10 protein-coding genes are annotated in these 12,186 nt (G+C 68.2%); 3 read left to right on the top strand and 7 right to left on the bottom strand.

Annotation, left to right across the window (positions count from 1 at the left end):
• Nucleotides 1–15 precede the first annotated feature (15 nt).
• From NIBR502770_RS09830 to NIBR502770_RS09850, 5 genes are read right to left on the bottom strand one after another with little or no spacing between them, the layout of a single operon-like run.
• Nucleotides 16–1,182, bottom strand: coding sequence for a cysteine desulfurase family protein (locus NIBR502770_RS09830; protein WP_141183383.1), 1,167 nt, complete (start codon nucleotides 1,180–1,182; stop codon nucleotides 16–18).
• Nucleotides 1,183–1,189: 7 nt separating this feature from the next.
• Nucleotides 1,190–2,107: a carboxylating nicotinate-nucleotide diphosphorylase gene (nadC, locus tag NIBR502770_RS09835; RefSeq protein WP_141160096.1), complete on the bottom strand. Its 918-nt coding sequence runs from the start codon at nucleotides 2,105–2,107 to the stop codon at nucleotides 1,190–1,192.
• Nucleotides 2,100–3,770, bottom strand: a complete 1,671-nt coding sequence (gene nadB, locus NIBR502770_RS09840; protein ID WP_141181802.1) for an L-aspartate oxidase — start codon at nucleotides 3,768–3,770, stop codon at nucleotides 2,100–2,102. The genes nadC and nadB overlap by 8 nt, the downstream gene beginning before the upstream one ends.
• Nucleotides 3,770–5,074, bottom strand: coding sequence for a quinolinate synthase NadA (nadA, locus tag NIBR502770_RS09845; protein WP_141181803.1), 1,305 nt, complete (start codon nucleotides 5,072–5,074; stop codon nucleotides 3,770–3,772). Before nadA ends, nadB begins: the two co-directional genes overlap by 1 nt.
• Entirely contained in the window at nucleotides 5,071–5,781 is a 711-nt protein-coding gene (locus NIBR502770_RS09850) for an NUDIX domain-containing protein (protein ID WP_370871392.1), read from the bottom strand. The genes nadA and NIBR502770_RS09850 overlap by 4 nt, the downstream gene beginning before the upstream one ends.
• 299 nt (nucleotides 5,782–6,080) lie before the next feature.
• On the opposite strand from NIBR502770_RS09850, the gene NIBR502770_RS09855 reads away from it, so the two are divergent.
• Nucleotides 6,081–7,478, top strand: a complete 1,398-nt coding sequence (locus NIBR502770_RS09855) for an amino acid permease (protein ID WP_141181804.1) — start codon at nucleotides 6,081–6,083, stop codon at nucleotides 7,476–7,478.
• A gap of 81 nt (nucleotides 7,479–7,559) precedes the next feature.
• The gene (locus NIBR502770_RS09860) at nucleotides 7,560–8,387 is read left to right on the top strand and encodes an alpha/beta fold hydrolase (RefSeq protein ID WP_141160091.1); all 828 of its coding nucleotides are present in this window, start codon (nucleotides 7,560–7,562) and stop codon (nucleotides 8,385–8,387) included.
• Between the two features lie 146 nt (nucleotides 8,388–8,533).
• Here the strand turns inward: NIBR502770_RS09860 and NIBR502770_RS09865 are convergent, their stop codons facing one another.
• Complete coding sequence (locus NIBR502770_RS09865; RefSeq protein WP_141160090.1) at nucleotides 8,534–9,868, bottom strand: MFS transporter; 1,335 nt, start codon at nucleotides 9,866–9,868, stop codon at nucleotides 8,534–8,536.
• A gap of 220 nt (nucleotides 9,869–10,088) precedes the next feature.
• Here NIBR502770_RS09865 and NIBR502770_RS09870 point away from each other — a divergent pair, with 220 nt between their 5' ends.
• Nucleotides 10,089–10,823, top strand: coding sequence for an IclR family transcriptional regulator (locus NIBR502770_RS09870; protein WP_141181805.1), 735 nt, complete (start codon nucleotides 10,089–10,091; stop codon nucleotides 10,821–10,823).
• 37 nt (nucleotides 10,824–10,860) lie between these two features.
• Here NIBR502770_RS09870 and NIBR502770_RS09875 read toward each other — a convergent pair whose 3' ends face one another.
• A complete protein-coding gene (locus NIBR502770_RS09875) occupies nucleotides 10,861–12,186 on the bottom strand; it encodes an MFS transporter (protein ID WP_371416507.1) in 1,326 nt (441 codons plus the stop codon).

Below are 12,186 nucleotides of genomic sequence, written 5' to 3' on the forward strand. Positions count from 1 at the left end.
CGGACGGCGGGAGGGCTACCGGCCCTGGCCGGCGCCCAGGTTCCTGATGCCGGCGACAGCCGCCTGGACGGCAGCTGCGGCGGCGTCGAGGTCCTCCCGCGTGACGGCAGCGTCGAAGCTGAAGCGGACCGCCGTCTGGGCCACCTCGGCCGGAACACCCATGGCTGTGAGCACGGCCGACGGCGCGTCTGAGCCGGCGGCGCATGCCGAGCCGCTGGAGCAGACCACGCCGCGGCGTTCGAGCTCCAAAAGCACCGATTCGCCGCTGGTTCCGGGGAAGCAAAACGAGGCCACTGACGGCAGCCGTTCGGACGGGTGCCCGGTGAGGACGGCGTCCGGCACTCCTGCCAGCACGGCAGCAATGAACCGGTCCCGCAGCGCGGCAACCCTTGCCTGCTCCCCTGCCTGGCGGTCCCGGGCAAGCGTAAGGGCGGTGGCCAGCCCCACCGCGCCGGCAACGTTTTCGGTCCCGGACCGGCGACCCCGCTCCTGGCCGCCGCCATGGATGACCGGTTCCAGGCGCGTACGGCTCCGGACAAACAGCAGGCCGCAGCCCTTGGGCGCCCCCAGCTTGTGCCCCGAGATGCTCATCGCATCCACCCCCAGCGGGCGGGTGTCGAGCGGCAGCCAGCCGGCGGCCTGGACGGCGTCGGTGTGGAAAGGGATGCCGTGGGCGCGGGCCGCGTCGGCCAGAGCGGCGATGGGCTGGATGGTGCCGACCTCGTTGTTGGCGTACATGATGCTCACCAGCGCCGTTTCCGGGCGAAGCGCCCCGGCGAGTGCTTCGGGCGTCACCCGCCCGGTTGAATCCACGGGCACCACGTCAACGGAGAAGCCGTGGAAGCGTTCCAGGTACCGGGCGGATTCCTCCACTGCCGGGTGTTCGACGGCGCTGATCACCACCCGGTCCAGCAGCGGGTTTGCGGCCTGCCGGGCCAAGGCTACGCCTTTGACGGCGAGGTTGTCCGCTTCGGTTCCGCCGGAGGTGAACACCACTTCTCCGGGCCGGCAGCCAAGGACGTCTGCTACCGTCCTCCGCGCCTGTGCCAGGGCCGCAGCCGCCGCTTCACCGAGGGTGTGGTGGCTGGAGGGGTTGCCGAAGCCACCGGTGAGGTAGGGCCACATGGCGTCCAGCACTTCACGGCGGACCGGGGTGGTGGCGGCGGCGTCAAGGAAGATCATGGCAGGGTCACCGGGCGGCCAGTTCGACGTCAAGGCCCAGATCCAGCGCGGCCACGGAGTGGGTGAGTGCGCCCACGGAGATGACGTCCACACCGGTGGCCGCAATGGCCGCGACCGTTCCGGAGTTCACGTTCCCGCTTGCCTCCACCCGGGCCCGGCCGGCGACGAGGGCCACCCCGGCCTTGAGTTCGTCGATGCTGAAGTTGTCCAGCATGATGGTGTCCACGCCGGCTGCCAGCACGGGTTCGATCTGGTCCATGCGGTCCACTTCGACTTCGAAGTGGGTGGTGTGTCCCAGCTGCGCCTTGGCGGCCAGAAGGAGGGCCGTGAGCTTGGCCGGGTCCCCGCCTGTCATCACGGCGAGGTGGTTGTCCTTGGCCAGCACGGCATCGGAGAGGCTGTACCGGTGGTTTGCACCGCCGCCGCATCGGACTGCGAACCGTTCCAGGATGCGCAGGCCGGGGGTGGTCTTGCGCGTATCCGTGATGCGGGCCCGGGTACCTTCGGCGAGCCGCACGAATTCGGCGGTCTTCGTGGCGATGGCGGACATCCGCTGGACCAGGTTCAGCGCCACGCGTTCCGCCAGCAGCACCGAGCGGGCGGTGCCGGTGACCCGCGCGAGGTGCGTGCCGGCGTCGAACGTTTCCCCATCCGCCACCAGCAGATCCACCTGCGTAGCGGGGTCCACCAGCTGCATGGCGTCGCGGAAGACGGTGGCTCCGCTCAGGACGCCCGCCACGCGGGCGTTCAGGACGGCGGTGGCGCGGGCGCCGGCGGGGATGAGCAGCTGCGAGGTGATGTCGCCGGAAGGGGCGTCCTCGGCGAAGGCCCGCTCCAGGATGTCCCTGACGGGGGCGGGCGGCAGGGTCAGGTCCAACGCGGGGCGCAGGGGCTTTGCCTGGTCGATCACGGCGGGGTCAGTCATGGAGCAGGCTCGCTTTCGGGCGGTGGGAAGACAGGTGGGCAGTTTCGACGGGTTCATCGCTGCGGTAATGCGCCCCCAGGGATTCGGTCCGGTTCAGGGCGGCGCTGACCAGCAGCTGCGCGGCCAACAGGAGGTTCCGGTCCTCGCAGGCAACAGGGTCAGCAGCGCCTTCCAGATCAGGACGGACGACGGCGGCCCACCGGTCAAGAGTGGAAGCAGCCTCAGCCAACAATTCCCCGGACCGCAGGACCCCGGCGTGCGAGGTCATGAGGCGGCGAAGAGCGTCCCGGGAGAAGGCAGTATCCAGACCCCCATCTCCACCGAAGCTGGACAGCCGACTCCCGCGGGTTATGTCCAGTCCGTCCGTCGCGCCGTCAGGCGAGCCCCAAGCAGGAGTACCTAAGAGGAAGTCTTCAACAGCGCGGCGGCCGAAGACGAGCCCCTCAAGGAGGGAATTGCTGGCCAGCCGGTTAGCCCCTTGGACACCGGTGCACGCAACCTCGCCGGCCGCGTAGAGGCCGGGGACGCTGGTGCGGGCGTTGAGGTCCGTGGTTACCCCGCCCATCCAGTAGTGCGCAGCCGGGGCAACGGGGACCAGTTCGCGGGTCCAGTCGATGCCGGCGTCGAGGGTTTTGCGGGTGAGGGTGGGAAACCTCTGGTGAAGGAAACCCTTGCCACGGGCCCGCTCAAGGCCCCGGGCGTCGAGGTAGACGTGCCCGGTGGGATCACCCAGCTTGGCAAGGTGGAGGGCGATGCTGCGGGAGACCACGTCCCGTGGCGCCAGTTCGGCATCGGGATGGTAGGCCTGCATGAAGCGGCGTCCGCCGGAGTCCAGCAGGACGGCGCCTTCGCCGCGGACGGCTTCGGAGATCAGCAGTGGTCCGTCCAGCCGGGCCGGATGTGCTGTGGCGGAGCTGACCAGGCAGGTGGGGTGGAACTGGAAGAACTCAAGGTCTGCCACTGCCGCTCCGGCGCGGACGGCGAGCGCGAGTCCGTCGGCGGTGGCAACGGCGGGGTTGGTGGTCTGGGAAAACAGTTGGCCTGCTCCCCCGGTGGCGAGCAGGACGGCATCCGCGTCCAGCTGCGCTGGCCGGCCGTCCTGGAGGTACCTGACTCCGGCCACCTGCCCGTCCCGGGCCACCAGGGCGGTGACCAGGGTGTGCGTGAGGATGGTGAGCTTTCCCGCGTCCCTGCGGGAAAGGACGGCCTGGATCAGCGCGCCGGCGACGCGGGCACCCGTGGCGTCTCCTCCTGCGTGCAGGATCCGCGGGGCACTGTGGGCTGCTTCGAGCCCAAGGGCCGGGCCGCCGGCGTCGTACGTGGCCCCAGCCGTTCCCTCCCCGGCCTGCCCCCCATCGAAGGCAACGCCGTAGCGCTGCAGGCCGGCGATGTCCCGCCGCGCCTCCGTGCACATCAGCCGGACCGCGGCCTCGTTGCAGTGCCCGGCCCCGGCACGCAGGGTGTCGGCGATGTGCGCGTCAACGGTATCTCCCGGGGCAGGTTCGGCGAGGACGGCGGAGATGCCGCCCTGCGCGTACCAGGTGTTGCTCTGGTCCAGCGCGCCTTTGGTCAGCAGCACCACGTCCGCGCCGGCATCGGTGGCAAGCAGGGCAGCGTAAAGGCCCGCGATGCCGCTTCCGACGACGGCCAGCCGGCGCGCCATTACGGCCTCGCGGCGAGCATGCGCTCGAGCGCCGTCCTGGCGTTGGCCTGCACGTTGTGGTCCACAGTGATGCGGTTGACCACGCGGCCGGCCACCAGTTCCTCCAGGACCCAGGCGAGGTAGCCGGGGTGGATGCGGTACATGGTGGAGCAGGGGCAGATCACCGGGTCCAGGCAGAAGATGGTGTGCTGCGGGTACTCGGCGGCAAGCCGGTTGACCATATTGATTTCCGTACCGATGGCGAACGTGGTGGGCCCGGTGGCGGCGGCGATGGCCTTCTTGATGAAGTCGGTGGAGCCGGCGGAATCCGCTGCATCCACCACCTCCATGGGGCATTCGGGGTGCACGATGACCTGCACGCCGGGGAAGTCGGCCCGGGCCTTTTCGATCTGCGCCACGCTGAAGCGTTTGTGGACGGAGCAGAACCCGTGCCAGAGGATCACGCGGGAGTCCAGGAGCGCCTGCTGGTCATTGCCGCCCAGGTCCTTCCGCGGGTTCCACATGGGCATCTGGTCCAGGGACACGCCCAGGGCCTTGGCCGTGTTGCGTCCCAGGTGCTGGTCGGGGAAGAACAGGACCCGCTGGCCGCGCTGGAACGCCCACTCCAGGACCGTCCTGGCATTCGAGGAGGTGCAGACGATGCCGCCGTGTTCACCGCAGAACGCCTTCAGGGCTGCGGAGGAGTTCATGTAGGTGACGGGAATGACCGGGACCCGGCCCCCGGCGTCAGGCTCGGTGCCGAAGATCTCCTCGAGCTGTTCCCAGCACTCCTCCACGGAATCCGCGTCGGCCATGTCGGCCATGGAGCATCCGGCGGCCAGGTTCGGCAGGATGACTGCCTGCTCCGGGGTGGAAAGGATGTCAGCGGTTTCGGCCATGAAGTGGACGCCGCAGAAGATGATGGCTTCCGCTTCCGGCCTGGTGAGCGCGGCGTTCGCGAGCTGGAAGGAGTCCCCGACGAAGTCTGCGTACTGGATGACCTCGTCGCGCTGGTAGAAATGCCCGAGGATGACGGCGCGGCCGCCCAGGGTTGCCTTGGCCGCCTTGATCCGTTCGCCGAGTTCGGCGTCACTGGCCAGCTTGTACTCATCGGGCAGCTGGCCCTGGCGCGGGGTGGACGCCGGGGCGGGGTCCGCGCTGGAGGCGCCCGGGCCGTAGGCGGGAACACCGGCGAGTGCCTCGGCCAGGTCGTAGTCCCACGGGCCCTTGGCCAGCGCCGGGCTGCAGGTGCCGCCTTTAGCGGCGGCGCCCTTCTCGGCCTGTTCGCGCGTGATCAGCTGGATTGCCGTGTTGACGCTGCTCATGGTGTGCTCCTGTTGTCTGGGTCAAGGCCGGGCCGGCCGGTGTAGCGGTAGAGGCGTGGCGGGCGGTGCTTGCCGCCCTGGAGGTATTCCCCGGTTTCTTCGATTTCCGGAGTCGATTTGAGCTGCCGGCGGAAGTTGGCCGGGTCCAGTTGCCGGTCCAGGACGGCTTCGTAGACTTCGCGGACCTGGGCCAGCGTGAAGTACTCGCCCAGCAGGTGGTAGGCCACCGAGCCGTAGGCCAGCTTGTTCCGCAGGCGTCCCAGGGCGTAGTCCACGATTGCGTTGTGGTCGAAGGCGAGCTCGCCCAGGCGGTCGGCCCGGAACCACCTCACGTTTTCGGATTCGTCGGCGAGCGCAGCTTCCGTGGGCTGGACCAGCGCCCAGTAGACGATCGACACCACCCGCTGGGTGGGTGAGCGGTGCAGGCCGCCGAAGGCATACAGCTGTTCCAGGTAGCGGGGCGCGAGGCCGGTGGTCTCCTGCAGGTTCCTGGCCGCGGCGCTTTGGAGCGACTCGTCGTGGCGGAGGGGTCCGCCGGGCAGGGCCCACAGTCCCTTAAAGGGCTCCCGGATGCGGCGTACCAGGGGAAGCCACAACGTGGGCCGGCCTGAGGACTCGCTGGGCCGGAGTGCGAAGATCACCGTGGAAATGGCCAGCGACGGCGGCGCCGCCTGGCGCTCGGAGACGTTCGCCGAACTGTAGTACACCCGGTTCACCGCCTTCCGTCACCGTCGACCGCCCCGGGCGCCCTCTTCGCTTAGTTATGGTCATCTTGACCAAAACTAATTCTAAGACCCCGCACACCCGAAATGGAAATATTTCTGCCGCCTCCGCCTGGTGCCACGGGCGGCGCGAAAGGAAACGGTTTTGCCGGCGTTCCACCCCCTTCCTTCCTGCCGTCGTTTCCGGGCACGTTCCGGAGGCGGTAAATTCAAAAGGTCCCACGAGGACCCCGGCCCCCAGCGGGCCGCCCCACCCACCAGCCCCCAGAAGGTGCATTGCCCCCATGACGACGAAGTCTGGCCGGACCACGTCCGCCGCCATCCCCACGAACGCCGCAGCCGGCCACAGCATGAAGCCGCGCCAGCTCACCATGATGGGGTTGGGCAGCGCCATCGGCGCAGGGCTGTTCTTGGGGTCCGGCGCCGGTGTCCAGGCAGCTGGACCTGCGGTACTCGTCTCGTATCTCGTAGCCGGAACACTGATCATCCTGGTGATGTGGGCCCTGGGCGAGATGGCCGCTGCCAACCCGGCCAGCGGCGCTTTCTCGGTATACGCCGAGCGGGCCCTGGGCCGGACGGCGGGGGCCACCATCGGATGGCTGTGGTGGCTGCAGCTGGTGGTGGTCATTGCCGCTGAGGCCCTGGGCGCCGCGGGACTGCTGTTCTCCGTCTGGCCCGTGGTGCCGGTCTGGGCGCTGACACTGCTTTTCATGGTGGTCTTTACCGGCATCAATCTGGCCGGCGTCCGCAATTTCGGTGAGTTCGAGTTCTGGTTCGCCATCCTCAAAGTTGCCGTCATCGTCCTGTTCCTGGCCGTCGGCGCCGCCCTGCTCCTGGGCCTGCTGCCCGGCGTCGAATCCCCCGGCGCGGCAAACCTCACGGGCAACTTTGCCCCGCAGGGCCTTGGTGGTGTCGCGGCAGCCCTGTTCGTGGTGATTTTCGCATTCGGCGGCACGGAAATCGTCTCGGTGGCAGCAGCTGAAACCGAGGACCCCCAACGCAGTGTCGGCAAAGCCATCCGGACCGTGGTGTGGCGCATCCTGGTGTTCTACATTGGCTCCGTTTTCGTCATTGCCGCCGTCCTGCCGGCCACGTCCAAAGGCCTCGCCTCGCCCTTCGCCGGCGTACTGGACGCTGCCAGGATCCCCGGCGCCTCGACCGCCATCACCCTCGTGGCCGTCGTCGCACTCCTCTCGGCGCTGAACGCGAACCTCTACGGCGCATCGCGCATGGTGTATTCGCTCTCGCAACGGGGGGAGGCGCCCCGGGTCCTCACCCGGCTCAACAGTGCCGGCGTGCCGCTGCTCGCCGTTGCCGTCTCGGTGGCGTTCGGCTTCATCGCCACCGTCCTGGAGCTCCTGTTCCCGGAACGGATCCTGCCTGCCCTCTTCCAGCTGGTGGGATCCACGTGCCTGGTGGTGTGGGGCAGCGCGCTGGTCTCCCAGCTGATCCTGCGCCGGCAGGCGGACCGCGACGGCACACCGCTTCCCCTGCGGATGAAGGGCTTCCCCGGCCTGACCATCACGGGCCTGGTCCTGCTGGGACTCATTTTCGCCGTCGGCTTCAGCGCCGAGGACAGCCGCGTCCAGCTCTTCAGCACCTTCGCCCTGATCGCCGGCATCGCGCTGGCCTGTGCCGCCGGGGCCCGTTTGGCCGGCCGTAACCGGTTGGCCAACAGGTAGAGTGGCGGGTACCTTTCAAAGGAAGACGCACCGACGCGCCGGGCCCGCCCAGGCGCCGTACCTGATTGGGGAACTGACACGATGAGCGGCAGGCACACCGGACAGCAGCAGGGGCATACCGTTGAAGGGACCGACCCGCAGCTGTACGTCGCGGTCCATGAACCCGCCTCCGACGCCGGGCTGCGGCCGGTCCTGCTGCTCCACGGCTTTTCCTCATCCTCCAAGCTCAACTGGGAGGACACCGGCTGGGTGTCGGCCCTGCTTGAGGCCGGTCGCAGGATCATCACCGTCGACCTGCCGGGCCACGGCCGCAGCGGCGCGCCGGAGGACCGCGATTCGTACTCCCCCAGCAAAATCAGGGCGGACCTGCTGCAGGCAGTTTTCGACGCCGGCGCGCGCCCCCTGCATGACGGTGATCCTTCCAGCGGGCTGGACGTGGTGGGTTATTCGCTGGGCTCCCGGCTCGCCTGGGAATTCGCCGCAACCCAGCCCGAGCTGGTGCACCGGCTGGTGCTTGGCGGACCCAACGATTCGGATCCGCTCGCCGCGTTCGACCTCCGGGCCGCCCAGGACTACCTGGCAGACGGAACGCCCATCAGTGACGAGTCCACTGCCCAGCTGCTCAAAATGGCCCTGCTCCTGCCGAGCAACAACATCTTCGCGCTGCTGTCACTGGTGGAGGCCATCAAGGCTGAACCGTACGACCCCGCCGAAGCAGTCCCCCATGTTCCGATGCTGCTGGTGGTCGGCGACAAGGACGAGCGGGCCCACACCCTGCCCAGGCTTGCCGAACTGGCCCGCAGCGCCGGGTCCATGGCGGAGCAACTGGTCCTGCCCGGCCGGAACCATACCAATGCCATTACCAGCCGGGCATTCAAGCAGGCCGCCATTTCGTTCCTGGCGGTCTAGGCTTCACGGACGTCCCGGGCAGCCCGGATTGATTTGGGCCCAGGTTCAGAACTGCCGCGAACGCACCTGCAGCCCGGACCTCGCGGTCCGGGCTGCTGGTGTGTTGCAGGTCCGCGCCCGGCCAGGACGCGGACGGGACGGTGGGATCAGTGGTGGCTGCTGACGCCGAGCGGGCGGCCCTTCGTCTCCTTGGCCAGCACCACACCGACGGCGGAAATCACGCAAAGGACCATGATGTAAATGCCGATCGAGCCGGTCCATTTGGTGGACTGGAGCAGGGATTCGGCGATGGTCGCTGCGAAGGCACCACCCAGGATGGCGCCGAAGGCGTACCCGATGGAGATGCCGGAGTACCGCACTTCGGCCGGGAACATCTCTGCGTACATGGCGGACATGGGTCCGTAGGACAGGCCCAGGCCGATCGTCAGGACGAACAGGGCGACGCCGTAGAGCATGATGTCCTTGGTATCGATCAGGGCAAACATCGGGATCATCCAGGCGAAGACGATGGCGTAGCCGATCAGGAACGTCTTGACTCGGCCAATGCGGTCGGACAGCCAGCCGCCCACCAGGGTGAAGATCAGCCAGCCGAAGGACGCCAGCGTGGTGGCCAGGAGGATCTGCGGCGTGGGCATCTTCAGGGTCTTGGTGGCGTAGGAGATGAAGAACGCAATCAGCAGGTAGCCTGCCGCATTGTTTCCGATGAAGATCAGCGTGGAGTACAGGACCGGAAGCTTGTGGTTCCTGACCAGCTCACCCAGCGGCGCCTTGCTCTCCTTCTTCCGCTGGGCCATCTCCTGGAACACCGGGCTTTCGGCAACGGCGCGGCGGATGAGGTAGCCCACCACGATCAGGACGATGGACAGCAGGAACGGCACACGCCAGCCCCAGGCCGCGAAGTCTTCCTTGGACATGCCGGTGTTGAGGAAGAACAGCAGGCCGGTGGCAAGGATCATGCCGACGGGCACGCCGATCTGCGGGTAGGCGCCGAAGAGTCCGCGGCGGTTTACCGGTGCGTGCTCGACGGCCATCAGGGCAGCGCCGCCCCATTCACCACCGGCCGAGAAGCCCTGGATAACCCGCAGCAGGATCAGCAGTACCGGGGCCCATGCACCGATCTGCGCGTACGTGGGCAGCATGCCGATGAGTGCAGTGGCCGCGCCCATCATCACCAGGGTGAAGACCAGCATTGCCTTCCGCCCCAGGCGGTCGCCCAGGTGCCCGGCGATGACTGCGCCGAGGGGGCGGAACAGGAAGCTGATGCCAATGAGGGCAAAGGAAAGGATCTGCGCCAGGCCCGGGTTGGACTCGTTCAGCGGTGCCAGGAACAGCGGTGACAGCAGCGTTGCGGTCAGCTGGGCAAAGATGAAGAAGTCGTACCATTCGATGGTGGTGCCGACGAGGGTTCCGGCGAGGACCTTGCGTTCCTCACGCCGGGTGCTGGGACCGGCGAGTGTATCCACCTTGGAAGGTGTGGTCATTGAAACTCCATTGTTTATCGGGCAGCGGGGCTGCCCGTACGCCTTCAGGATTACCGACAGAACGGTCAGTTAGTTAGTAGGGTACTACGGAAATTGTGATACGGGACACGGTGTGGTCGATTTTTGCGGTGAACGGCGAACCAGCGGTTCAGTTCGATATTTGAACTGAACGTTCCATAAAGGACACAGCAAACAGGTCCGCGGATCTAGGATGGACTCCATGACTCCCACCGCAGCCGCAGCCCCGGCAGGACCCGCGGTCCAGGCTTCGCCCTCCCAGACTCTCTCGCGCGGCATTCGCGCCCTTGAGATCATGGCAGCTGCGCCCGGTCCCATGACCATCGCGGAACTCGCCGACGCCATGGGCGTCCACCGTTCAGTGGCGTACCGGATCCTGCGAACTCTTGAAGACCATTCGCTGCTGGTGCGCGACGACGCCGGGCGGGTCCAGCCCGGGCCCGGCCTGGCCGTCCTGGCACGGGGAGTCTCACGCAACCTGCAGAGCGCCGCCTTGCCGGAGCTCACCCAGCTGGCAAACTCACTGGACATGACAGCGTTCATCGCGGTTTGGGACCACCACGACTGCATCACCCTCGTCACTGTCGAGCCCAGGCACTCGGGGGCAACCGTCGCGCAGCACCCCGGCACCCGCCACCCCATCAACGCCGGCGCACCCGGCATTGCCATCCAGTCCGCCCTTTCGGAGGAGGAGTGGGACAGGCTTTCGACAGGGACGCCCTACCGTCCGGAAGCAGCGGAGGCACGGCGGAAGGGCTACTCGGCCAGCCATGACGAAGTGATCGCCGGCGTCTCGTCGCTGGCAGCACCCATCCGCGTCCCCGGAGGGCGTCCGGCCGCACTGGCGGTGGTCTATATCCGGTCCGCCCATGATCCGGAAACCGTGGGCGCAGCCATCGCGGAGAGCGCGGCCAGGATCGAGCGCCAGCTGGCGTAACGGCGCGAAATGCTCCGCGGCCACCGCGCGGAACGGGTCAGGTCCGCCGGCGAAGGACGACGGCGGTTCCCGCGCCGAGCAGCGCCAGGGCCACCGCTGCGCACAGCGGGACAAGAAATGCGCCGGCTGCCCCGTGGAGTTGGGCCAGCTGTCCCCCTATGGAGGAGCCGACGGCGGTCCCGGCAACGATGCCGCTGGCCAGGGCAGTCATCACTGTGCCAAGCCTGCCGGCCGGTGCCACCTTCCCGCCCACGGCGAAAACGGTGACCATGACCGGTCCCACCGGGAGGCCAAGGACCAGCAGGACCAGCGCCATCATGGGCAGCGACGACGGTACCAGCAGCAGGACCGCCAGTCCCGCCATCAGGACGGCACAGGACACCCATCGCAGCCCCAGGCCTGCCCGGCGCGGCCAGTAAGCAACCGACAGGGCCGCCGCCGCTGAACTGAGGCCCATGACGGCATACAGCAGGCCCGCGATTTCAGGTCCGGCAAGCCCGGCGGAGAAGGCGCTCAACGCAGCCTGGGTGGATCCAAAAAAGGTGCCCATGCAGGCCATGGCGAGGACCGGCAGGGCCACGGCCGCCGGCAGCTTCGCCGCAGGCACGTGCTTGCCGCCTGCCGGGCCCCGGCGGGCCGGCACGGACCGGTGGGTGGGATGCACAGCGAAGACGGGCACCAGGGTGATGGTCATGGCCGCCGCCAAAACCAACGGAAGCCAGGGCGACACGAAGCTGGCCAGGATTCCCACCAACGCCGGCCCAAGGACAAAAGTCACCTCATCCGCGGTGCTCTCGTAGGACAGCGCCGTGTCAAGGTCGCGGGCGGCAGCATTTGGCGGCGCCGTTGGACCTCCCGCATTGGCAGTAAGCGCCATCCACCTGACCCGGGCCAGGGGCCCCACCTGGGGGCAGGTGGCACCGGCCGCGAAGGCGGCGGCGAGGACCGGCGGCGCGAACCCGTCCAAGACCGCAGCGCTACCGGCGGCAAAGACCAGGGCAAGCACGGCCACTGTATTGAGAACTGCCGCCAGCAAAAGGACCGGCCGCTGTCCCTTCCGGTCGGCAAGGGATCCCAGCACAGGTGCCCCCAGGGCGGAGCCGATGCCCACAGCGCCCGCAGCGGTGCCCCCGGCGGCAAAGGAACCGCTGGCGGACGTGACCAGGGTGAGGGTGCCCACGGCCAGCATGGCCAGCGGAAGCCGGGCAAAGAGGCCCAAAGGCAGGAAACCTGCACCGGCAAGTTGCGGAAGTCGCGAAAAGCGGCCGCGCTTTGGCGCTTCCGGCGCTTCAGGGGTTTCCTGGCGTGGGGAGGCCTGGACAGGGACGGTACCGGTGGGTGGCGGGGTAATGTGTGGTGTCAC

Origin of the sequence: Pseudarthrobacter sp. NIBRBAC000502770 (assembly GCF_006517815.1) — a bacterium.
Lineage (GTDB): Bacteria > Actinomycetota > Actinomycetes > Actinomycetales > Micrococcaceae > Arthrobacter > Arthrobacter niigatensis.

Bases quoted from the DNA above. Each gene is read 5' to 3' on its own strand.
- NIBR502770_RS09830 (WP_141183383.1), bottom strand. From the start codon at position 1,182: ATGATCTTCCTTGACGCCGCCGCCACCACCCCGGTCCGCCGTGAAGTG.
- nadC (WP_141160096.1), bottom strand. From the start codon at position 2,107: ATGACTGACCCCGCCGTGATCGACCAGGCAAAGCCCCTGCGCCCCGCG.
- nadB (WP_141181802.1), bottom strand. From the start codon at position 3,770: ATGGCGCGCCGGCTGGCCGTCGTCGGAAGCGGCATCGCGGGCCTTTAC.
- nadA (WP_141181803.1), bottom strand. From the start codon at position 5,074: ATGAGCAGCGTCAACACGGCAATCCAGCTGATCACGCGCGAACAGGCC.
- NIBR502770_RS09855 (WP_141181804.1), top strand. From the start codon at position 6,081: ATGACGACGAAGTCTGGCCGGACCACGTCCGCCGCCATCCCCACGAAC.
- NIBR502770_RS09860 (WP_141160091.1), top strand. From the start codon at position 7,560: ATGAGCGGCAGGCACACCGGACAGCAGCAGGGGCATACCGTTGAAGGG.
- NIBR502770_RS09865 (WP_141160090.1), bottom strand. From the start codon at position 9,868: ATGACCACACCTTCCAAGGTGGATACACTCGCCGGTCCCAGCACCCGG.
- NIBR502770_RS09870 (WP_141181805.1), top strand. From the start codon at position 10,089: ATGACTCCCACCGCAGCCGCAGCCCCGGCAGGACCCGCGGTCCAGGCT.